Annotated in this window: 20 protein-coding genes and 1 pseudogene; 13 read left to right on the top strand and 8 right to left on the bottom strand. The window is 71.4% G+C overall.

The window, feature by feature from the left end; all coding sequences use genetic code 11:
• Positions 1-32: 32 nt before the first annotated feature.
• Complete coding sequence (locus ABD374_RS04870) at positions 33-1,220, bottom strand: L,D-transpeptidase (protein ID WP_344491173.1); 1,188 nt, start codon at positions 1,218-1,220, stop codon at positions 33-35.
• Between the two features lie 421 nt (positions 1,221-1,641).
• Here ABD374_RS04870 and ggt point away from each other — a divergent pair, with 421 nt between their 5' ends.
• Positions 1,642-3,468, top strand: a complete 1,827-nt coding sequence (gene ggt, locus ABD374_RS04865) for a gamma-glutamyltransferase (RefSeq protein WP_344491170.1) — start codon at positions 1,642-1,644, stop codon at positions 3,466-3,468.
• Between the two features lie 108 nt (positions 3,469-3,576).
• Here ggt and ABD374_RS04860 read toward each other — a convergent pair.
• Positions 3,577-3,651: pseudogene (locus ABD374_RS04860) on the bottom strand (type I methionyl aminopeptidase); the annotation flags it as partial.
• 86 nt (positions 3,652-3,737) lie between these two features.
• On the opposite strand from ABD374_RS04860, the gene ABD374_RS04855 reads away from it, so the two are divergent.
• The 4 genes from ABD374_RS04855 to hydA all read left to right on the top strand — a co-directional run bounded on the left by ABD374_RS04855 (position 3,738) and on the right by hydA (position 7,701).
• On the top strand, positions 3,738-3,905 hold the full coding sequence (locus ABD374_RS04855; RefSeq protein WP_344491167.1) for a hypothetical protein: 168 nt from the start codon (positions 3,738-3,740) through the stop codon (positions 3,903-3,905).
• Between the two features lie 186 nt (positions 3,906-4,091).
• A complete protein-coding gene (locus tag ABD374_RS04850) occupies positions 4,092-4,934 on the top strand; it encodes a nitrilase-related carbon-nitrogen hydrolase (protein WP_344491164.1) in 843 nt (280 codons plus the stop codon).
• Positions 4,931-6,226, top strand: a complete 1,296-nt coding sequence (locus tag ABD374_RS04845; RefSeq protein ID WP_344491161.1) for an aspartate aminotransferase family protein — start codon at positions 4,931-4,933, stop codon at positions 6,224-6,226. The genes ABD374_RS04850 and ABD374_RS04845 overlap by 4 nt, the downstream gene beginning before the upstream one ends.
• Positions 6,227-6,309: 83 nt before the next feature.
• Positions 6,310-7,701, top strand: coding sequence for a dihydropyrimidinase (hydA, locus tag ABD374_RS04840; protein WP_344491158.1), 1,392 nt, complete (start codon positions 6,310-6,312; stop codon positions 7,699-7,701).
• Positions 7,702-7,752: 51 nt separating this feature from the next.
• On the opposite strand, the gene ABD374_RS04835 is transcribed toward hydA, so the two are convergent.
• On the bottom strand, positions 7,753-8,934 hold the full coding sequence (locus ABD374_RS04835) for a PP2C family protein-serine/threonine phosphatase (RefSeq protein WP_344491156.1): 1,182 nt from the start codon (positions 8,932-8,934) through the stop codon (positions 7,753-7,755).
• Positions 8,935-9,527: 593 nt separating this feature from the next.
• Here ABD374_RS04835 and ABD374_RS04830 point away from each other — a divergent pair.
• From ABD374_RS04830 to ABD374_RS04800, 7 genes are all read left to right on the top strand, one after another.
• Positions 9,528-10,409, top strand: a complete 882-nt coding sequence (locus tag ABD374_RS04830; RefSeq protein ID WP_344491154.1) for an STAS domain-containing protein — start codon at positions 9,528-9,530, stop codon at positions 10,407-10,409.
• Positions 10,406-10,813 (top strand): STAS domain-containing protein, encoded by a 408-nt coding sequence (locus tag ABD374_RS04825; protein WP_344491151.1) that lies wholly within the window; start codon positions 10,406-10,408, stop codon positions 10,811-10,813. Before ABD374_RS04830 ends, ABD374_RS04825 begins: the two co-directional genes overlap by 4 nt.
• 67 nt (positions 10,814-10,880) lie before the next feature.
• Positions 10,881-11,267 carry an ATP-binding protein gene (locus tag ABD374_RS04820; RefSeq protein WP_344491413.1) on the top strand — a complete coding sequence of 129 codons (387 nt, stop codon included), beginning with the start codon at positions 10,881-10,883 and terminating at the stop codon, positions 11,265-11,267.
• 11 nt (positions 11,268-11,278) lie between these two features.
• Positions 11,279-12,277: a SpoIIE family protein phosphatase gene (locus ABD374_RS04815; RefSeq protein ID WP_344491148.1), complete on the top strand. Its 999-nt coding sequence runs from the start codon at positions 11,279-11,281 to the stop codon at positions 12,275-12,277.
• The gene (locus tag ABD374_RS04810) at positions 12,274-13,554 is read left to right on the top strand and encodes a PP2C family protein-serine/threonine phosphatase (RefSeq protein ID WP_344491145.1); all 1,281 of its coding nucleotides are present in this window, start codon (positions 12,274-12,276) and stop codon (positions 13,552-13,554) included. The genes ABD374_RS04815 and ABD374_RS04810 overlap by 4 nt, the downstream gene beginning before the upstream one ends.
• A 129-nt stretch (positions 13,555-13,683) precedes the next feature.
• Positions 13,684-14,187, top strand: a complete 504-nt coding sequence (locus ABD374_RS04805; protein WP_344491142.1) for a MarR family winged helix-turn-helix transcriptional regulator — start codon at positions 13,684-13,686, stop codon at positions 14,185-14,187.
• Between the two features lie 91 nt (positions 14,188-14,278).
• Positions 14,279-15,472, top strand: coding sequence for a PP2C family protein-serine/threonine phosphatase (locus ABD374_RS04800; RefSeq protein WP_344491139.1), 1,194 nt, complete (start codon positions 14,279-14,281; stop codon positions 15,470-15,472).
• 42 nt (positions 15,473-15,514) lie between these two features.
• Here the strand turns inward: ABD374_RS04800 and ABD374_RS04795 are convergent, their stop codons facing one another.
• The 3 genes from ABD374_RS04795 to ABD374_RS04785 form a co-directional block, all read right to left on the bottom strand.
• Positions 15,515-15,973, bottom strand: coding sequence for a MarR family winged helix-turn-helix transcriptional regulator (locus ABD374_RS04795; protein WP_344491136.1), 459 nt, complete (start codon positions 15,971-15,973; stop codon positions 15,515-15,517).
• 426 nt (positions 15,974-16,399) lie between these two features.
• Positions 16,400-16,810, bottom strand: coding sequence for a DUF4190 domain-containing protein (locus ABD374_RS04790; protein ID WP_344491133.1), 411 nt, complete (start codon positions 16,808-16,810; stop codon positions 16,400-16,402).
• Positions 16,811-17,014: 204 nt separating this feature from the next.
• Complete coding sequence (locus ABD374_RS04785; protein WP_344491130.1) at positions 17,015-17,365, bottom strand: ATP-binding protein; 351 nt, start codon at positions 17,363-17,365, stop codon at positions 17,015-17,017.
• A gap of 1,077 nt (positions 17,366-18,442) precedes the next feature.
• Here ABD374_RS04785 and ABD374_RS04780 point away from each other — a divergent pair.
• On the top strand, positions 18,443-19,444 hold the full coding sequence (locus tag ABD374_RS04780) for a TIGR03842 family LLM class F420-dependent oxidoreductase (protein ID WP_344491127.1): 1,002 nt from the start codon (positions 18,443-18,445) through the stop codon (positions 19,442-19,444).
• Positions 19,445-19,521: 77 nt separating this feature from the next.
• Here ABD374_RS04780 and ABD374_RS04775 read toward each other — a convergent pair whose 3' ends face one another.
• Complete coding sequence (locus ABD374_RS04775) at positions 19,522-20,025, bottom strand: FBP domain-containing protein (protein WP_344491124.1); 504 nt, start codon at positions 20,023-20,025, stop codon at positions 19,522-19,524.
• A 517-nt stretch (positions 20,026-20,542) separates the two neighbouring features.
• Positions 20,543-22,234, bottom strand: coding sequence for a lysyl oxidase family protein (locus tag ABD374_RS04770; RefSeq protein ID WP_344491121.1), 1,692 nt, complete (start codon positions 22,232-22,234; stop codon positions 20,543-20,545).
• Between the last annotated feature and the right edge of the window lie 64 nt (positions 22,235-22,298).

Raw genomic sequence — 22,298 nt, 5'->3', positions numbered from 1 at the left:
GCGGTGGCCGTCCGGAGGGGCCGCCCGGCCCATCAGCGCAGGGCGCTCAGGCTCTGCCAGCTTGCCCAGGAGGTGTTCCAGTCGCCGTAGCCGTTGTTGAGCGCGACCGTGCCCTTGGCGTCGTTGCCGGTCATCTCGAACGGGTCGCCGACCTGGACCTGGCCGTAGAGCCACGCCGCGTCGTCGTCGCTCATCCCGACGCAGCCCGAGCTCTTGTTGGCCTTGCCGAAGTGGGCGGTGTTCCAGGGCGCGGCGTGCGCGTACATCCCGGACCAGGTGAGACGCATCGAGGAGTCGACCATCTTGTCGTAGGCGTCGCCGAGGCCCACGGTCTCGGAGCGCATGTTGATCGTGCCCTCCTTGGCCATCAGCACGGCCGTCCCGCGCCAGGATGCCTTGTCGCCGCCGGGGGTGCCGGCCGACATCGGCACGTCCTCGACCAGCCGCCCGTCGCGCATCAGCCGGAGGCGGTGGTTGTCGAGGTCGACCTTGACGACCTGGTCCCTGCCGACGGTGAAGTGCGTGGCGTAGTCGCGTACGAACCAGCGGCCGGCTCCCGAGTCGACGCCGCCCAGGTTCGCCTTCAGGGAGACCTTCGTGCCCGGCTTCCAGTAGTCCTTGGGGCGCCAGTCGACGCGGTCCTTGCCGGAGTAGTCCCGCATCCAGCCCCAGGAGCCCTCGGTGTTGTTCGAGGTGCTGACCTGGAGGCGCCTCTCGACGGCGGCCTTGTTCTTGACCGGGTGGTCGAAGACGACCGACAGCGGCTGGGCGATGCCGACCGCGGTGCCGTGGCCGGGGGCCAGGTTGAGCGTGTTGACCTGGTCGGACGCGGCCGTGGCGAAACCGGTCTTCGCGCTGCCGCCGCTCTCTGTCTCGGCCTCGACGGTGTAGCTGGTGCCGGGGGCCGTCTTGCGGCCGGACGTCCAGGACTTTCCGTCCGAGGACACCTTTCCGTCGAGCTTTCCGCCCTTGGAACCGCTCACCGTGACGTCCTTCAGGCTGTCACCGGCGCTCCTCACCCGCACCGGCTCGCCCGCCCCGGCGTGCTCGCCCTCGGGGGTCACCGAGATCCCGGCGGGCTTCTCCGGCGGATCGGCCGTGTCCGCCCGGGCGGCCCCGCCGGCGGAGCAGGCGGTGAGTGCGACGGTGAGTGCCGCGGTGCCGGCCAGCAGATTGCGGTTGCGGTGGGGGGTGCGGGCGTGGGGGTGTGTGCGGCTCAAGCGGCTCAACGGAAAACCTTCCGGTGCGATGTCTGTCGTCCCGAAGGGCCGATTGAACAGGGAATGGTGGTGCGAATGTCGAGAAATTCGCCCCATTCGTCTGTGACAAATGCCGCAGAAGGTGCGGTGTCCCTCCGGCCGCCCCGTGGGAAGCGTGTGGAGCCGGGGCCGGAGAAGGGTCCCGGCCCGGGGCCGGGGTCCGGGCGGCGCGGGCCGCGTCGGCGATGACTTCCACCACATCCCGGCCGTACGCCCGGGCGAAGCGCTGATTCCGGTCGCGATCACGGTCGGCACGGTGTCGGGTACGCCGTCGGTCACGGGGCAGCGCGCCGGCGGCCCGGCGCACCGGTGTTCGAGGGGTCCTGACGGGGCGGGCACGGTGAAGTTACGCTGCGCGGACACGCGTTGACTGGAGGTACCCATGCGCCGTTCCACGGTACGAGTGCTGTCGTTCTGGACCGCCGCCGCGGCGGTGGTGTCGGTGAGCGCGACCGCGTCGCCCGCCGCCGCTCCCACGGCAGCACCGCCGCCCCCCGTCAAGACGCCGGTCGCCGTCGGACACGGGGGAGCGGTCGCCAGCGTCGACGCCGACGCCTCCGCCGCCGGGATCGAGGTCCTGAGGCGGGGCGGCAACGCGGTGGACGCGGCGGTCGCCACGGCGGCGGCGCTCGGTGTCACCGAGCCGTACTCGGCGGGCATCGGCGGCGGTGGCTACTTCGTCCACTACGACGCCAAGTCCCGCACCGTACATACGGTCGACGGGCGCGAGACCGCGCCGCTGAGCGCCGACGAGTCCCTCTTCCTGGAGAACGGCAAGCCCATCCCGTTCGACCAGGTGATGACGAGCGGGCGCAGCGTCGGCACGCCCGGCACCCCGGCCACCTGGGACACCGTGCTCGACCAGTGGGGCAGCAAACCGCTGCGCACGCTGCTCGCCCCCGCCGAGAAGCTCGCGCGCGACGGCTTCACCGTCGACTCCACCTTCCGCTCCCAGACCCAGGCGAACGAGGCGCGGTTCCGGGACTTCCCGGACACGGCGGAGCTGTTCCTGCCGGGCGGGAAGCTGCCGGTGGTGGGCTCACGGTTCAAGAACCCCGACCTCGCGCGCACGTACGAGAAGCTGGCCCGCTCCGGTGCGGGCGAGCTGTACCGCGGCGACATCGCCCGCGACATCGTGCGTACGGTCCGCAAGCCCCCGGTCGATCCGGAGGCGACCAGGGTGGTGCGAGCGGGCGACCTGACGGCGAAGGACCTGCGCACGTACGGCACGCTCCGTCAGAAGCCGACGAAGGTCTCCTACCGCGGGCTCGACGTGTACGGCATGGCGCCGTCCTCGTCGGGCGGTACGGGCGTCGGCGAGGCGCTCAACATCCTCGAGCGCACCGACCTGAGGCCCAGGGCCACCTCGCGGGCGCAGTACCTGCACCGCTTGATCGAGGCGAGCCGGATCGCGTTCGCGGACCGGGGCCGGTGGGTCGGCGACCCGGCCTTCGAGGACGTCCCTGTGAAGGGCCTGCTGTCGCAGCGGTTCGCCGACTCGCGGGAGTGCCTCATCAAGGACGACGCGGTGCTGAAGAGCCCGCTCGCGCCGGGCGATCCGCGGGGGTCCGGCGGTGGCGGGTGCGGTGCGGCGGGGACGGCGGCCCCGACGCCGTACGAGGGCGAGAACACGACGCACCTGACGGCGGCCGACAAGTGGGGCAACGTCGTCGCGTACACCCTCACCATCGAGTCGACGGGCGGCAGCGGCATCACCGTTCCCGGCCGGGGCTTCATCCTCAACAACGAGCTCACGGACTTCTCCTTCGCGCCCGCCAACCCGGCGGTCCACGACCCGAACCTGCCGGGTCCCGGGAAGCGTCCGCGCTCGTCGATGGCCCCGACGATCGTGCTGGAGGACGGCCGCCCGCTGCTCGCGCTGGGCTCCCCGGGCGGCGCGACCATCATCACGACGGTGCTCCAGACCCTGACCGGCCACCTGGACCGCGGGCTGCCGCTGGTCGAGGCGATCGCGTCGCCGCGCGCGAGCCAGCGCAACGCCGCGACGACGGAGATCGAACCCGGCTTGTGGAACAGCCCGGTGCGGTCCGAACTCGAATCCATCGGTCACGTCTTCAAGAGGAACCCGGAGATCGGCGCGGCGACGGGCGTCCAGCGGCTGCCGGACGGGCGGTGGCTCGCGGCGGCGGAGAAGGAACGGCGGGGCGGCGGCTCGGCGATGGTGGTGGCGCCGAGCGGCACGCCGTAACCCCCGCGGGGCTTGCCCTCGGCCGGACGGAACCCCTCGGAGCCCGTCCGGCCGAGCCGCTGCCGCCGCACCGCACCTCACTCGGGGCACTCGCGGCGCTCGAAGCACTCACAGCGCCGTCAGTACGCGCGGTCCCGTGTCCGTGACCGCCACCGTGTGCTCCGCGTGGGAGGCGCGGCTGCCTCGCGCGCTGTCTGCGCGAACTGACGGCGCTCGTCGACACGGGCGCCGGCTGGTACGGCGTCTTCCGGCAGCGCGACCCCGAAGGCGTGCGCGCCTGGCTCACCGGTGGCGAACTCCCGCCGCGGGACGTCCTGGAGCCCCTCCTCCAGGACCTGGCCGCACGGCACGTGCTGCTCGCCGCCGCGCGCCAGGTGTCGCAGGGCCGGTGCCGGGACGTCGTCCACGCCCTGCGGGTGGCCGGCGCCGCGCCGTGACCGCCGCGGGGCGCGTGAACACCGCAGCGCCCCCGTGTCACCCCCTCGGGTGCGAAACGTGATCGACTCCGCGGGTTGACGACGATGGTCTTGCCCCACTCCTCGCCGGGGCTTACGTTCATCCCTCTACGTCCCGAAATCTACGGGCGTAGAAGGTCTCTGACGTCCCGTTGAAGGAGACAGGTCATGGCCAACGTCGTACGCGCCGCGCTCGTCCAGGCGACCTGGACCGGCGACACCGAATCCATGATCGCCAAACACGAGGAGCACGCCCGCGAGGCGGCCCGGCAGGGCGCGAAGATCATAGGGTTCCAGGAGGTCTTCAACGCCCCGTACTTCTGCCAGGTGCAGGAGCCCGAGCACTACCGGTGGGCGGAGGCCGTCCCGGACGGGCCGACCGTACGCCGCATGCGGGACCTCGCCCGCGAGACCGGCATGGTGATCGTCGTCCCCGTCTTCGAGCGCGAGCAGTCCGGCTTCTACTTCAACACCGCCGCCGTGATCGACGCCGACGGAAGTTACCTCGGCAAGTACCGCAAGCACCACATCCCCCAGGTCAAGGGGTTCTGGGAGAAGTTCTACTTCAAGCCGGGAAACCTCGGCTGGCCCGTCTTCGACACGGCCGTCGGCAAGGTCGGCGTCTACATCTGCTACGACCGCCACTTCCCTGAGGGATGGCGCCAACTCGGCCTGAACGGCGCCCAGATCGTCTACAACCCCTCCGCCACCCACCGCGGCCTCTCCGCCCACCTCTGGCAGCTGGAACAACCCGCGGCCGCCGTCGCCAACGAGTACTTCGTCGCCGCCATCAACCGCGTCGGCCAGGAGGAGTACGGCGACAACGACTTCTACGGCACCAGCTACTTCGTCGACCCGCGCGGCCAGTTCGTCGGTGAGCGGGCCGGTGACAAGGAGGAGGAACTCCTCGTCCGGGACCTGGACTTCGACCTCATCGAGGAAGTACGCCAGCAATGGGCGTTCTACCGGGACCGCCGGCCCGACGCGTACGAAGGACTGGTGAACCCGTGACCCAGGCGATCAACCTGCACGACCGCCACAAGGCCGTCATCCCCGACTGGGTCCCGCTCTACTACCGGGAGCCGGTCGAGCTCACCCACGGCGAGGGCCGGTACGTGTACGACGCCGACGGCAAGCGCTACCTCGACTTCTTCGGCGGCATCCTCACCACCATGACCGCCCACGCGCTCCCCGAGGTCACCAAGGCCGTCAGCGAGCAGGCCGGCCGCCTCATCCACTCCTCGACGCTCTACCTCAACCGCCCCATGGTCGAGCTCGCCGAGCGCGTCGCCACCCTCTCCGGCATCCCCGACGCCCGGGTCTTCTTCACCACGTCGGGCACCGAGGCCAACGACACCGCCCTGCTCCTCGCCACGACGTACCGCCGCTCGAACCAGATCCTGGCGATGCGCAACAGCTACCACGGCCGGTCGTTCTCCACCGTGTCCGCCACCGGCAACCGCGCCTGGTCCCCGACCAGCCTCTCCCCGCTCCAGACGCTGTACGTCCACGGGGCCGTCCGCTGCCGGGGCCCGTACGCCCACCTCTCCGACGCGCAGTTCACCGAGGCGTGCGTCGCCGACCTCGAAGACCTCCTCGGCCAGACGGGCGGCCGGGTCGCCGCGCTCCTCGCCGAACCCGTGCAGGGCGTCGGCGGGTTCACCTCACCGCCCGACGGCCTGTACGCCGCGTTCCGCGAAGTCCTCGACCGGCACGGCATCCTGTGGATCACCGACGAGGTGCAGACCGGGTGGGGACGTACGGGCGAGCACTTCTGGGGCTGGCAGGCCCACGCCCGAAGCGGCCCGCCGGACCTCCTCACCTTCGCCAAGGGCATCGGCAACGGCATGTCCATCGGGGGCGTCGTCGCCCGCGCCGAGGTCATGAACTGCCTCGACGCCCACTCCATCTCCACCTTCGGCGGCAGCCCCGTCACCATGGCGGCGGGCCTCGCCAACCTCAACTACCTCCTGGAACACGACCTCCAGGGCAACGCCCGGCGCGTGGGCGGCCTGCTCCTGGAACGGCTGCGCGCGATCACCGCCGGCGTGCCGTGCGTACGCGAAGTGCGCGGCCGGGGGCTGATGGCGGGCATCGAGCTCGTCAGGCCCGGCACCGACGAGGCGGCGCCCGAGACGGCGGCGGCCGTACTGGAAGCGGCGCGCGAGGGCGGCCTGCTGATCGGCAAGGGCGGCGGCCACGACACCGCCGTACTGCGCATCGCCCCGCCCCTGACCCTGACCGTCACGGAGGCCGAGGAAGGCGCACGCGTCCTCGAGAAGGCCCTGAGGAACGCCCAGTGAGCCGCGGAGCCGCCTCGGGAGCCCCGCCACCTCCCGAGGCGGCTCTGCCCGTCGCTTTTCCCGGACCCGAAGGGAGCAGAACCGTGAACCGTACCGTTGTCCGCGGAGGGCTCGTCATCACGGCCTCCGACGAGATCCACGCCGACGTGCTCATCGAGGGTGGCCGCGTGGTGGCCCTGGCCACCCACGGCAGCCACGGGTGGACAGCCGGCCACGTCGTCGACGCGGTGGGGAAGTACGTGATCCCGGGCGGGGTCGACGCCCATACGCACATGGAGATGCCCTTCGGCGGCACCCTGGCCTCGGACACCTTCGAGACGGGGACCCGGGCCGCGGCCTGGGGCGGCACGACGACCGTCATCGACTTCGCCATCCAGCCCAAGGGCGGTTCTCTCGGTGAGGGACTCGACACCTGGCACGAGAAAGCGGAGGGGAAGTGCGCGATCGACTACGCCTTCCACATGATCATGTCGGACGTGAACGAGTCCTCTCTGAAGGAGATGGACCACCTCGTCTCGCTCGGTGTCAGCTCGTTCAAGCTCTTCACCGCGTACCCGGGGGTCTTCCTCTCCGACGACGGCCAGATCCTCCGGGCCATGCAGCGCGCGAGTTCGAACGGCGCCCTGGTGATGACGCACGCGGAGAACGGCCTCGCCATCGACGTCCTGGTGGAGCAGGCACTGGCGCGCGGTGAGCGGGATCCCCGCCATCACGGCGAAGTGCGGAAGGCACTCCTCGAAGCGGAGGCGACGCACCGGGTGATCCGGCTCAGCCAGGTGGCGGGCGCGCCGGTGTACGTGGTGCACGTGTCGGCGCGGGAGGCCGTGGCCGAACTGACGCGGGCTCGTGACGAGGGCCTCCCGGTGTTCGGGGAGACGTGCCCGCAGTACCTCTTCCTGTCGGCCGACAACCTGGCGGAGCCCGGTTTCGAGGGGGCGAAGTACGTGTGCTCCACTCCGCTGCGGCCGGCGGAGCACCAGGAGGCGCTGTGGCGGGGACTGCGCACGAACGACCTCCAGGTGGTTTCCACGGACCACTGTCCCTTCTGCTTCAAGGGGCAGAAGGAGATGGGCCGGGGTGACTTCTCGAAGATCCCGAACGGCCTGCCCGGGGTCGAGAACCGCATGGACCTGCTGCACCAGGCCGTCGTCGACGGTCACATCAGCCGCCGCCGCTGGATCGAGATCGCCTGCGCGGCGCCGGCCCGGATGTTCGGCCTGTACCCGAGGAAGGGCACGATCGCGCCGGGCGCGGACGCCGACATCGTCGTCTACGACCCGCATGCCGAACAGACCATTTCCGCCGGGACGCACCACATGAACGTCGACTACTCGGCGTACGAGGGCAAGCGGGTGACCGGGCGGGTGGACACGGTTCTGTCCCGTGGCGTCCCGGTGCTCGACCATCGCGTGTACGTGGGGCACGCGGGGCACGGGGCGTACCTGCCGCGAGGACTGTGCCAGTACGCGAACTGAAACCCGCGGCGAGGCCGTTGGCCGCCCCCCCGGTGCCGGGAAATCCCCTGCCTAACCCGCCGCGGCGCGGCCGAACCAGTCCAGGCACAGAACCAGCGCGTCATCGGCATCGTCGTCACGGTACGACGCCAGTTGCTGCAGGACGGCCCGCGGCACCGCGGCGGCGGGCAGGGCGCCGGCGGCCTGGACGGCGCGTTCCAACGCCCGTTCGCCGTACAGCTCACCGGTCTCGGACGCGGCCGCGTAGACCCCGTCGCTCACGAAGACCAGACGGTCGCCGGGGAGAGCCTGGAACTCCTGGGCCACGTAGGCGGTCTCGTCGAACATGCCCAGGGGGAGCTGCGCCTCGAATGCGATGTGCTCCACGACCTTGCCTCGCTGACGCCACAGCTGCGGGGAGCCGGCATCCACCACGCGCCCGCGTCCGGTGGCCAGTTCGAAGGAGAGCAGCAGGGTCGATACGTGCGCCGCCCCGTGGTAATGCGCGTAGATGGCCTGGTCGGCCAGGGCCGCTTGATCGGCGATGTCGATTCCCGCCCTGCGGGCGTTGCGCAGGGCGTTGACCGCCAGATGGGTGAGGATCGACGCCTGGACGCCCTCGCTCATCCCGTTGGTGACGGTGAGGGTGAGGGTCTCGGCGGTGGTGGCCCAGTCGAAGTTGTCGCCGTGGATGGCGTACGCCGGCTCCAGCTGGGCCCCGATGGCGTACTCCTGGCGGGAGCAGGCCCGGGCGGGCAGCAGCTGCCACTGCATCTCCGCCGCCAGGGTGAGTCTGCTGGCGCGGCGGGCCTGGAGGTACAGATCGGTGTCGCGCTCGGCGACGACGATCTCGTGCCCGAGGACTTCAGCCAGCTCGGTGAGTTCTTCGAGGGTGTCGAAGGTGCATCGGTGAGGGGGCAGGCGCACGCTCAGGATCCCGAGCCTGTCCCCGCGGACCGTCACCGGCAGGTGGAGGTCCACGGCCCCGTCCTGGGCCGCGTACCGCCCGTACGGCTCCTGGCTGCCGAAGGCGTGGCCTTCCGGGGTGGAGTGGACGGGCAGCGGCTTCGCGGTGTGAGGCAGGGTGGTCACCGGCTGCAGGACGGTGAGGCTGTAATCGGCCATGAGCAGATCGACCTCGATGGCTTCGTAGTGCTCGATCAACGCGGAGCGCACGGTACGGAGGAGGTCATGAGGTGCGGCAGTGCGTAGAGCGCGTCCCACAGCAAGAGGTTTTTTCACGGTAGGAGCCATTTCATCGATAAGTGACCGTTTCGTTGGGCGGCGGAACGCGGTGCGCACGCGGGTGTGCGGCGGCATCGCTCATGCGGCGCCGGAGGGGGCTGCGAGGTGCCCACGGCGCAGGGGACCACGCACTGTTGTTGTGTGATTAATGTTGCCATACTGCAAGGTTTTGCCCGCGCGGGGCCTCCCGGTCGGCGGCCCCCCGGTCGGCGGTCCGGGCCGGAGCATCCTCCTCGGTGGTCGTGTTCATCGGTATCGCCCCCTCGTCACGGGCGGTTCTCCCTCGCCCATGCGGTCTGACGGTTGATCAGCGGCCTTGGCCGACACCTCGGGTACCCCGGTTCTGTGGACCTGCACGTATTCACCTTCTTGTGTGGGAGGTGAGGTGGGTCTGTGCGGGGGAGGCCGCTGGGCAGGGCCGTGTCGGTGCTCATCGGTGGAGTCGCTGGTGAACGGGCCGGGTGTGCCGCTCCGGCCGGAGCGCTTTCCGCTTCCCTTCCGCGCGCGACGTGCTTATATTTGCCGCAGGGCAACAGTTGTGTCGGCGGCATGCTCGAAGGCCGTGGGACGGGCTGGGCCGACGAAGGCGCGAAGGGGTTCTGGTGAGGAGCAGCGACGAGGTGGCGGCCCGGAAGCGCGTCGTCGGCGCGGTGCGGGGGCGCGCCGAGACGATAGCCGACCGGTGGGTGCAGCTGCAGGTGCAGCAGGCCGCTCCGGGCACGGGCGTCCGGGAGAGCGAGCTGCGCGAGGAGGCGGACGCTCTGGTCGCTGCCCTGGTCGACGGTCTTGGCAGCGCTCTGCCGGTCGACCGGATCGTGAACGCGCATGCCGGGCTCAACCGTGCGGTCACCGAGCTGTCCTTGCGCAGGGCGAGGGGCGGCGAATCCCCGACCGCCACGTCACTGGCCGTGCTCGCGCTCAAGGAGGCGCTGCTGGAGGCGGTGCAGGAGAGCACGCAGGACAACGGGGACCTGTTCTCCGCGGCCCTGCTGATCAACCGGCTTCTGGACGCGGCGGGCGCCCTGTCCTTCGACACCTATGTCGAGGGGCGTGAGGAGATCATCCGCAGGCAGAGCAGGCAGCTGCTGGGGCTTTCCACTCCCGTGGTCCGGCTCTGGCGGCAGGTACTGGGAGTGCCGCTGATCGGCACGCTCGACACCGCGCGTACGCAGGTGGTGATGGAGAACCTGCTGCAGGCCGTCCAGGACCAGGAGGCCACGGTCGCGATCATCGACATCACCGGTGTGCCGACCGTGGACACCGCTGTGGCGCACCATCTGATGCAGACCGTCAACGCGGTACGGCTGATGGGGGCGGACTGCATCATCAGCGGTATCCGGCCGCCGATCGCGCAGACCGTCGCCCAGCTGGGCATCGACCTGTCCACGATCATGACCCGGGCCACCCTCGCGGACGCTCTGTCCGAGGCGATCAGACTCACTGCCGGCTCTGTGGTCCGGTCCGACGCACCGGCTTCCCGGTGACCGGCCGTTCGAGCGGTGTTCCCCTTCTGCGCCTGGGGGACGTGCTGGTCACCGGGCTGCTCGACGAGCTGGACGACAAGGCCGCTCTGGTTTTCACCGACGAACTCACCGAGCGGATCTCGGCCGAAGGAGCACGCGGAGTCCTCATCGACATCTCCCGCCTGGAGATCATCGACTCGTTCGTGGCGCGCACGCTGATGGAGCTGACCACGATGGCCAGGCTGCTGGGGGCCCGGGTGATCGTGGCCGGTATGCGCCCCGCCGTGGCGATCACCCTGGTCGAACTCGGCATCGAACTCACTGGTGTGCGAACCGCCCTGAACGCGGAGCAGGGCATGGCGGCCCTGGGCTGGCACCAAAGTCCGCAGCCCCCGGAAGGGGCCCCCCGTGACACACCTCGCTAGTACGGATACGGCTGCCGCACAGGGCAACCCCCCAGCGGCCGGAGATGCCGAGGACGCCGCCGCGCGAGTGGCGCTGGCCACGGAGGAGGACCTGCTGAAGGTCCGTCACGCGGTGCGCGCGGCCACCCTGGCCGTCGGCTTCGGCATCGTCGATCAGACACGGGTGGTGACCGCGGCCAGTGAGCTGGCGCGCAACGCCTACATCCACGGCGGGGGAGGGACCCTCACCATCGAGTACCCGCGCCGCCACGGTGGGAGGGGCCTGCGGCTGACGTTCCGGGACGACGGCCCGGGCATCCCCGACACCGACGCCGCGCTCGTCGACGGCTTCACCACCGGCACAGGGCTCGGTCACGGCCTGGGCGGTGCCCGTCGCCTCATGGACGACTTCGAGGTACGCACCGCGCCGGGCGCCGGAACGACCGTGATCGCCACCCGGTGGGTGAACCGGTGACCCCTCCGGCCGTGCCGCCCACCGCCTTCGTACGCATCGATCACCACAGCGCCGTTCACCTGGCCGCGGCGACCGCCCGCTCGATCGCCCAGCAGTGCCGGCTTCCCGGAGCTGCGCCCGACCGGGCCGCGGTCGTCGCCTCCGAACTGGCCAGCAATCTCGACAAGCACGCCAAGGACGGCGCGCTCTACATCCAGCCGCTGCCGCTGGGCGCCGGCCTGGAGATCCTCGCGGCGGACCACGGCCCCGGCATGCCGGAGCTGCACCGCTGCCTTGCCGACGGCTACACCACGACCGGCACCCTGGGCGCGGGCCTCGGAGCCGTCAGCCGGACAGCGACAGACTTCACCATCCGCACCCAGGCCGGCGTCGGCACCCTGGCGTGCGCCCGCCTCGCCCTCCCCGGCCAGCCCGAGCCGGTGTGGCAGGGCGCCGGGTTCCTCTGCCTGCCCGCCGAGGGAGAGGAGGAATGCGGAGACGCGGGCGCCATCGTCCGGCACGCCGGCATCCGGACGGCGGTCGTCGTGGACGGGCTCGGGCACGGGCCCCGGGCCGCCGAGGCCGCGCAGACGGCCCTGCGCGCCTTCCACGCCGCGGGGGACCGGCCGCTGCCCCAGATCCTCGACTCGCTGCACCGGGCCCTGCGCCACACCCGTGGCGCCGCTGTCGGCCTCCTGCGCCTGCACGCCGGACACGCCCAGTACTGCGGGATCGGCAACGTGCGCGTCCTGGCCTGCTCCCCCCGCGGCGTCGACCACCGGCTGACCGGACAGCCCGGCATCGTCGGCTGGAAGATCCCCGCCGCCACGACGCACAGCATTCCCCTCGCCCACGGCACCACCGCCGTGCTCCACAGTGACGGCATCGACGCCCGGTGGGCGCATGCCCCCTCACCTTTCATGCTGCGTCTGCCTCCGCCCCTGCTCGCCGCGGCAGTCGCTCATGGCCACCGGTCCAGCCGCGACGACGCCACCGTGCTGGCCGCCAGGCCCGAGCAGAGGCCACGATGACCGACAGCGTTTTCCGCACCCTGCCGCCGCTGCGCCGGACCGTGCGCCGCCTGGCACGCGAGTACCGGCTGCCCGTCGAAACCAGAGCCCGCCTCGTGCTGTCCGTGGCCGACCTGGCCGACGGCGAGTTCCGGGCCGGCCGGCCCGTCGTCCTGGACAGCGCCCGAGAAGGGGGGACGCAGACCGAATCGCCCGTCCTGGCGGTCACCCTGCGGTCCCCGGGAGCCACCGGCCTGCCTGCCGCCACGGACCTGCCGCTGCCCGCCACCGAACCGTCCCCCGACGCCGTCACGTGGCGGATCCCCCTTCCCCCCACGCAGGCCCGCCGCGCCGACTCCGGCGGGCCCCCGGCCGGCAGCGCCGGCCGATGCGCGCCGGGCCCGGACAGGACGCCGTGGACCCGGACCCGGGCCGTCGAGGAAGAACTCCGCGCGGCCTTCGCCCGGACCGACGGTCTCATCGCCGAACACCGTCGCCTCAAGCACGAGCTCGCCGAGACCAACGCCGGCGTCCTCGCCCTCTACGTACAGCTCGAAGAACGCGACGAACAACTGCGCAGGACGCACAGCCAGATCCTTCAGGATCTCGAAGAAGCCCTGCGCCCGCTGCCGCCGGCCGTCGACGGCCTGGAGCTCGCGGTCCATTACGCACCGGCCGACCCCGACGCCCCCGCCGGCGGAGACCTCTACGACTGGTTCGCCCTCCCCGACGGCACGCTCCACATCACCGTCGTCGACGCCCTGGGGCACGGGGTACGCAGCACGCGCAGCGCCCTCAACGTGACCCACGCCGTACGCACGCTGGCCCTCGAAGGCCATCCGCTGCAGTCGATCCTGGCCCGCACGCACGAAATCCTCATGCCGCTGGACCCCGATCTGATGGCGACCGTGCTCCTGGCCCGGCTGGACCCGGCCACCGGAGAACTCCGGCTGGCCAACGGCAGTCATCCTCCCGCGCTCCTGGTCCGGGCCGACGGCACCGCGCAGTACCTCGAAGTCCGGGGCCGGGGCATCGGGTTCCCCTTTCCCGGAAGCGAAAGAGTCCTGCGCACCCGGGTCGGCCCGGACGATCTCCTCATCCTCTACACCGACGGACTCACCGAGAGCCGCCGGGACCCCTGCGAGGGCGAGATCCGTCTCGTCGAGGCGTCCCGCCGCCACGCGCCCGGGCCGCTGGCAGACATCCCGGGCTCGATCGCCGCCGACATGCACACGGTCGTCCTGCACCCCGACGACACCCTGGTCCTGGCCGTCCGCGGCAGCGGAGTCACGCCGTGAACGGCGCACGGCTCACCGCCGGAACCGTCCCGCCCGACATGGGCATGAGGCCCTTTCCGCCGGCGCGGATTCCCGCCCCGCGCAAAGGCGTCACGAACGCATCACACACGAAGATGAGAATATGACCCCATGCTCCACATCCGGCACTCCACCCCTCACGAGCAAGTGGCTCATGACACATGCGCGGCATTGGAATTGCTGCAGCTCCTGTGGAGCCGGGGCCAGGAAGCCGTCCCCTCCGGCCCGATATCCCCCTCACAGCTTCGCGCGCTGACCGTCCTCGAAGGACAGGACGGGGTCAACCTCCGGGCCCTGGGGGAGGCGCTGGGATCGCGACCGTCGTCCGTCAGCCGGTTGTGCGACCGCCTGGAGGCCGCCGGCCTCGTCGAACGGCTTCCGAGCGCCACCAGCCGCCGCGAGGTCGAGGTGAGAATGAGCCGGCGCGGACGCGATCTCCTCGCCGAATTCCGCGCATTTCGAGTACGAGAAATTGAAGCGGTGTTGCGGGAAATAGCTCCGGGCGAGCTGGCGGCCCTCGCAGAGGGGCTTGTGGCCTTCCGCGCGGCAGCCGCGGCCCGCATCGGCTCCGCCGAAGCGGCTGACGGCCAGGAGCGCTCGGCGGACACCGCCTGACGGGCTCCGCCGACCGGGTCCCCGCGGCTTCTGGGAGGCAGGATGGAAGCAACTACGGTGTGGCCCGACGCGGACGATGAGGAAGAGCCCCATGAGCGACCATCCCGGACACTGGCTCGGAGCCGCGGAAAGCGCGTTGAGGGCGGCGCCGCCCACCGGTCTGCTGTCCACGGCGCGATCGTTGCTCGCCCACTACCTGCACGCCCACTCCGTGACGCTGCTGCTGGCGGACTACGGCCTGGCCGTGCTCCAGCCGGTCACCCACCTCCCGCACACGGGCGAGGCGGTGCCCGCCCGCGGCGAGCACCCGGCCGGCCGCGCTTTCTCGGCGCAGGTCCCCGTCCTGGAGGCCGTGGCAGAGCCCGGCACGGTGACGGTGCACCTTCCCGTCACCGTACGGGGAGACCGCTTGGGCGTACTGTCGGTGCACCTTCCTGAGCTGACCGCGGGGGCGCCGCGCGTGCTGGAACTGAGCGCCTTCGCCACGGCGGTCGGCCACGAGCTGCTGGCCGCGGAGAGGGACACCGACCTCTACCTCCAGGCCCGCCGCCGCCGGCGCCTCACCCTGGCGGCCGAAATGCAGTGGCAGCTCCTGCCCGGCCGCGGTTTCGCCCGCGAAGAGTACACACTCGGAGCCCACCTGGAGCCGGCCTACGCCATCGGCGGCGACAACTTCGACTGGAGCACCACCGACGATCACCTGACCATCACCGTGTCCGACGGCAGCGGACACGGCGTCCAAGCGGCCCTGCTGACGAACCTCACCGTCAGCGCACTGCGCAACGCCCGCCGCAGCGGCATCACCCTGTCCGACCAGGCACGCCTCGCCGATCAGGCCGTCTACGGAGAATACGGTGGGGCCCAGTACACGGCGGCGCTCCTGCTGCGCTTCGACCTGGCCACCGGCCGGATCCAGGCGGTCGACGCCGGATCGCCCCAGCTTTTCCGTCTGCGGCACGGCATCGTCGAGCGGATCGAGCTCGACGCCCAGCTGCCGCTCGGCATGTTCGAGGAGACGGAGTACCGCGAGCAGGTGCTGCAGATCGACCCCGGAGACCGCTTGATCATCGCCAGCAGCGGTGTGCACGGCGCCCTGTCGGCGGACGGCAGGATCTTCGGTGAGATCGCGCTGCGCGAGACCATTGCCGCCACCCGCACCTCATCGGCTCACGAAGCAGCGCGAGCTGTCGTCGACGGGCTGATCCAGTATCACGGCAGTCACGACTTGCCCCACGATGCCGCCGTGGTGTGCCTGGACTGGCGCGGAAGGCCCGGCACCGCCTGACGGCCGCCCCTGACGAGCGAGCGGACCGGCGTCCTCTCCCTCTCATCCGCCGCCGGCCTGCCATGCCTTCGAGAAGGCCGCCAAGGCGGTCAGGAGGGCCGGGCGGTCGGCGGGCGGCATACGCCTCAGGACGTCACCGAACAGCGCATGGCGACGGGCGAACAGAGAGTCGACCAGCCTCTGCCCCTGCGGAGTGAGCGCCAGGACCACCTCGCGCCGGCTGACCGGAGCGCGTTCGCGACGTGCCAGGCCGGCCGCTTCCAGCCGGTCGCACAGCCTGCTGACGGCCGAAGGGGCCGCGCCGACGTCCTCGGCCAGACCGGTGAGGTTGATGCCCGGGGACCGGCGAATGATCAACAGCGCTTCCAGCTGGAGTGCCGAAAGCCGCGGAGACATGGTGCGGGCGGCCTGCTCCCACGTCGACACCACCGCCTCGGCGGCCTGAGCCACCTGGACGGCGAGGTCGTGAAGGGGGTCGTCTGATGGTCCCGCGCGTTCCATGCAGCCGTCACTCCCATGAACACTCGTACACCTCGCCGTCCCGCTCAGGAGGCCGAAGCTCTCGCGGCACGCATCTGCGGCTCTGTCACGGGGCACCTGCCCGATCTGACGAAAGTATCCCTGCGAAACAGCCCCGCGTTGTCGCCTCGGCCGCTCGTGCGAGCTCCCCGGCGCCGCCGCGACGGATCCGGCGACACCCGGGTCCCGGGCCGACAGGAGGACCGGGACGTGGGAAGTGGCCCCGCCGCTCCATCATCCTGCCCGGCCGCCCTGTCCGCCAGCGCGGTCTGTCCGTGTCGGACCGCGGGTCTGCCGTGTCCCGCGGTCATCCCGCGGTCACCGGGCGGTGGCGGTCGAGCCGGTTCGGGCCCGGCACTCCGGTTCCGCCCCGCCCGTCGCGGGACGGTCGCGCGGACGCCGACGGGATCAGTCGTTGATGTCCTGGTCGAAGTCCTTCTCGCACGCCTCACGTTCGCTCTGCGTCGTGGCGTGCCGGACACAGTCGTCGAAGTCCTTGAACTCGTCGGAATTGAGGATCGACGCGCCGACCGCGATGATCACGACGGACGCGATCAGCCCCAGCGCACCGAGCACCGCGCCGACGACCGACATCTTGCCGTGCGTGGCGCGGCCTCCACGTGCCTTGCGTGCGCCGAGAATGCCGAAAACCACCGCCAGCAGGCCCAGTACGATGCCGCCGAAGACGGTCCAGAAGAGGAGGATGGCCGCGACACCGAGAACGAGCGCGGTGATCGCCAGTCCGTTGCCCCGCTTCACACCCGTGTCAGGGGTCTGCGCGTGGTTGTCCGGCGTCTGCGGGGGGTGGGAGAAGGACATGCCGTCACACTCATCTCTGTTTCCGTGCCAACGAGTTGTCGTACGCGCCCCTTGTGCCCCGGCGCCGGTGGCGGATGCATTCCGTTGCCATGCCGCAACACAGCCCGTCGCCGCTCCCCGACGCCCCGCTACCGCGCCGGGTGGTCAGGGTTCCGGGCGAGGCGGGTGGTGATCGTCTTGCCGGGGCCAGGGCGGGCGTGACGGTCACCCCCGGGCGGGGCGGCGGACCATGCGCCGGCCGAAGCCCCCGCTGCCGCCGTTCGGATCGGGGGTGCGCTCGCGCGGGGGCGCGGGACGGGGGCCGCCGACTGCGACGCTCACCGTGTCGGGGCCGGCGGACAGTTCGAGGGTGTAGCGGCCGCCGCCGTGGCGCAGGGCACCGGTGACGAGTGCGGACACCACGAGGGCGAGGGTGTCCGTCACGTCCGTGCCCGGCGCCGGGCCGAGGCCGTCGGTGAAGGTCCGGGGGATCTCGTGGGCCCGGCGGATGTCGGCTGTGCTGTCGCCCGTCGTCCGATGTGAGGCAACCGCGCCGGTGGTCTTCGTGTCGTTCACGCACGTACACCTGACCTGGATCGGCTGTGCTGTGGTGCAGAACGGAGAGCGTGCCCGCCCCCACAGGTTCCCCACCGGTTTCCATACCGGTGCGACAGAATCCCGGATTCTCCGGCTGAAGGAAATCTGGCGTGGCGGTAGTAGATATCGCCGTTTGGTGGGGTACGGTCTTGCCCGTGCTCAAGACTGCGGGCGAGGCGCGGCAGTAGAAGCCCAGGGCCGGATGCGCCAGGGTCCTCGGGTTGGCTGCCGGGTCGGCGGCCCAGGGGGGCCGCCAGAAGTTCCGCGGTCCAGCAGTACGACGAGCAGGACGACAGACCGACCGCGAGGAAGAAGGAGGCGGACGCCATCAGGATCGCCCGGGCGAGGAAGAGTCCGCCCGGGTACCGAAGGACCCGGAAGGGAAGGTGGTCCCCGGTCACGCATCAGCGATCCCCGCATCCCCGTCGGTCCCCCCGGCGGAGACGCGGAAACAAGAGCCCGGCACAGCAGTAGCCGGCAGATGGTGTTGATCCCTGGGGGCCCTGGTGCCGTACGGCACCAGGGCCCCTTCACGTGTGCGGTGGCGACGCGCCGCCCGGCACTCCTCGGTGCCCGGGAGCTCTCCGCGGCGCCGGCTGTCCCTTCGAAGCCCGGTCCGGGAAACGCGAGCGCCTGGTGCCGCCCCTGTTCACCGCTGTTCACCGACGAGCGGTGGGCATCGGTGGAGGACTGCCTCCCCGGACCCGGGAAGCAGTCCGGGACTGTCCTCCCGCGACGCGCCCTCGACGCGTCGTCGCACAAGGTTCGGCACGGCTTGATGTGGAAAGATTTCCCGGAACACGTCACTCGGAGGATGCGTCCGCACGAGTTCCCAGCCGTTCATGACGTACCCCGGCGTCTTCCGCAGCGACGACGGACAGATTCTGCGCGCCGTGCGACGCTCCGCCCCCGACAGCGGACTGATCATGACGCCGCCGGGAACGGCATCGTCACCGGCAGGCGCGCGTTCACCGGCCGGGCGGGACAGGGCATCCGCGCGCCCCGATCCACCTGTCAGAACCCGAACTGACCCGAGCGAACCGGGAGGTCCACGTCATGGACTTCGGACTCGTCCTGCAGACCGACCCGCCCGCATCGGCGGTCGTCGGCCTGATGCGGCGCGCTGAGCGCAACGGCTTCCGCTACGGCTGGACCTTCGACTCCGCCGTGCTGTGGCAGGAACCCTTCGTCGTCTACAGCCGCGTCCTCGAACACACCGAGCGCCTGATCGTCGGTCCGATGGTGACCAACCCCTCCACCCGCACCTGGGAGGTCACCGCCTCCACCTTCGCCACCCTCAACGAGATGTACGGCAACAGAACCGTGTGCGGCATCGGCCGCGGCGACTCCGCGATGCGCGTGGCGGGCCGCAAGCCCAACACCCTGGCCCGCCTCGGGGAGGCGATCGGCGTCATCCGCGACCTCGCGGAGGGGCGGGAGGCGGACATCGGCGGGCAGCGGATCAGGCTGCCGTGGGTGAAGGACGGCCGGCTGCCGGTATGGATGGCGGCGTACGGGCCCAAGGCACTGGCGCTGGCCGGGCAGAAGGCGGACGGGTTCATCCTCCAGCTGGCGGACCCGTTCCTGACGGAGTGGATGGTCGAGGCGGTACGTACCGCTGCGTCGGACGCGGGACGCGACCCGGAGTCCGTCACCGTCTGCGTCGCCGCCCCCGCGTACGTCGGCGAGGACCTCGCCCACGCGCGGGAGCAGTGCCGGTGGTTCGGCGGCATGGTCGGCAACCACGTCGCGGATCTGGTGGCCCAGTACGGCGAGGACTCCGGCCTGGTGCCGGAGGCCCTCACGGCGTACATCGCGCAGCGCCAGGGGTACGACTACAGCCACCACGGGCGGGCCGGGAACCCGGACACCGCCTTCGTGCCCGACGAGATCGTCGACCGTTTCTGCCTGCTGGGGCCGGCCGAGGCCCACATCGAGAAGCTCAGGGCGCTGCGCGCCCTCGGCGTCGACCAGTTCGCGGTCTACGCCATGCACGACGCGAAGGAAGCGACGATCGACGCGTACGGCGCCGAGATCATCCCCGCGCTCGGCTCCTGAGCCACCGGCGGTGTCCTGGCCGCCGGCTGCACGCGCTCCGCCCCGGGGAAGGGCCCTTCCCCGGGGCGGAGCAGGTCTCAGCCCGCGGTGACCTTGGCCGCGAAGGCGTCCAGATTGCCCGTCATACGGGCGACGCGCTCGTCCAGGGTGAGGGACTCCTCGTAGCGCCCGGAACGCAGCTTCGGCTGCCGCTTGCCACGCAGGTACAACGAGCAGGCGAGGTCGGAGCAGACGTAGACGCCGACCGTGTTGCCCTCGCGGCCCCGCGCGCCCGCCAAGGGGGCGGCGAGCAAGGAGACCCCGGAGGAGGCGTGTCCCGTCAGGCACATCTGGCAGAGGCTGGACTTCACCGCACTGGTGCGGCCCACGGCGGGAACGCGCAGGGAGATTCCCAGCGGACCGTTCGCGCGGGGCAGTACGAGGTGGGCCCGCAGCGGAGCTCCCGGATCCACCCACCCCAGGAAGTCCAGGTCCTCCCAGGGCAGCTCGGCGAAGTCGAGCGGCAGCTTGAGGCGGGTCGCCTCGCCCTTGGTGCAGTTCACGAAGGACGAGCGGATCTGTTTCTCACTGAGCGGTTCCACGAGCGTCGACCCTACGGAGCGGCGGACCGCGCCGCACCTCAATATCCGCCGTGCGGCGCCACCGCCACGCACCCGGCAGGAGCCGGCCCCGCCGCCTCCGCCACGGGCGTACCGCGCCGACCCCCCCAGAACCCGGCCCGCATCACCACTCCCCGCCCCGTCCCGTACGGGCGGAGAGCGTCCTCCACCGCGGCGCGGCCGGGCGCGGGAACCGAGCCCCCGCGCCCGAGCCCCCGCGCCCGCGCCCGCGCGGGACAGCGGGAAGCCCACGGCGTCGGCCGCGTCCCGGCCCCGGGCCGTCGACCCGACGGCCGGGGTCACGGTGACCTCCTCGAAGCCCGCCCCGCCACGAAGGCGGGCCGCCCGCCGGGGCGCAGGGCGCGGCCGGTGCGGCCGAAGGTTTCCGCACGGTCCGCGAAGAACATGACTCCGCGCCGGCCGACCCGCCCACGGCACCGGCCCCCGGGCACGGAGCCCGGGAGCCGGCGTCGGCAGCGTGGGTTCCGTCAGGACCGGGTCAGTTGGCGTCGACCAGGTCGTGCGCGGGCACGGTCACCGTACGGGCGCCCGCCCGGCCGCCCAGGACGACCTTGCGCAGAGCGCTGTTGTTGCTGAGGCTGGTCTCCTTGAGCCGCTTCTCGGGGTTGGCCAGCACCTGGATGTAGTAGGTGCCGTTCGGCAGACCGGTGATGTCGAACGACTGGCCGGGAAGGTCCTGGGTGTACGTGTCGCCGGAGCCGACGTCGAGCACTTCCCGGACGGAGATGGAGTTCTCCTGGCCGCACGCGGTGGACAGGTCGGTGTTGCCCGGGTGCCAGTTGGCGTTCTTCACCGTGTAGTCGACCGCGTCGGTGTTGGCCAGGCAGAAGGCCTCCTTGCCGCTGCGGACCGCTTCCCTCCGGTCGGCCTTGAGCAGCCGGTAGCTGGCGAAGTCGGTGAAGTGCCAGTGTTCGTGCCCCTTGCGCGGGTCCCACTCCATGGTGCCGGTCGGCGTGTAGCCGACCTGCTTCCCGTCGGCGTCGTAGAAGTACTGGTAGGCGTCCATCACCTCCTTGCCCGGAGCGCGGAAACCGTCGACCACGAGCTGCGCGGGACCCGCGTTCCAGACGTTGGCGCTGAAGGCCAGGTAGTCCTTGCCCGCCGTGCTGCCCTCTCCCCTGCCGGCGGTGATGCCGTAGGCCGGCAGCGAACGGAGGTCGGGCTTGGGCACGTCCGGCACGTTCGGCGTGCCGGTCGGCCGCTTCGCGGCGGGCTTCACCGCCGGGGCCTTCCGGGAACCGTCCGTCTGCCCGGCCTTGTCACCCACCCGAGCCGCCCTGAGGGCCTGCTTCTTGACTGCCCAGGGGAGGGCCGGCGGCGCGGGGGTGTGGGGCCCGTGACCCACGTTGTACGACGGACCCGCCCCGCTCGTCGCGGCGGCCGGCGCCGGCGCGCGCATCGCGCCGTGACCGGAGTGCCCGGCCGGGTGCGACCCGTGCGCCATGGGGGCCGACGCGCCCATGTCGTCCTCGTAACTGAGCTCACGTACGGTCAACTTGATCGTCTGCGGCTTGTTCTCCATGCCGAACAGCTCGCGGTAGCGCTTCCTCACGGACACCTCGGCGGTGTACTTCCCGGCCGGCAGGGCGACCGGGTCGGAGTAGTGGCCCGCGTACGTGTTGGACGCCCAGCCGTTCTCGACACCCCACACCGAGCCGAGCGTGAACGGGTTCCCGGGACAGCTCTCGGGGTACTTCGACCTGGCCGGGGCGTCGGGGCGGATCCGGCCGGAGGCGTTGTTCGGGCAGAAGGCCTCGGACTTGTTCATCACGGTCCGGCCGGCCGTGTCGACGATCTTGATTTGCGCGAAGTCCGGCAGCCCCGCGAAGTCCTTCACCAGGCCCCGGGGAAGGGTCCTGGTCCGGGTCTTCGTCCCGCCGCGGACGACCTGCTTGGCCACGACCGGGTCCTTGTAGGACTTGCGGGTCACCTTGAGTTCGAGGGGGCCGTTCTTGGCGGTGACGTACGTACCGAGGTCCAGATAGACGCCGGGGCTCTCCTTCCACGAGGTGAGCGTCACCGACCCCGAGGCGGCGATCAGGCTGAGCTTCGGCGCGGGCTGCTCCGTCTCGGCGTCGGGCGCGGCGGCGACGAGGCCGGCGGTCACGGTGATCGCCGCGGCGCCGGCGATCGCCGAACGCCATGGACGGGCTTGGGGGAATCTGGTCATAATTCCTCGTTTTCCGGGTGCCTGCTCTGATCGTGGAGCTGTCTCCGGCCTGTGAGAGTTGGGG

This window comes from Streptomyces enissocaesilis, assembly GCF_039533765.1.
GTDB classification, from domain to species: domain Bacteria; phylum Actinomycetota; class Actinomycetes; order Streptomycetales; family Streptomycetaceae; genus Streptomyces; species Streptomyces enissocaesilis.
Note: the sequence above shows the minus strand (reverse complement) of the source record. Positions and strands in the feature narration are given on the sequence as shown.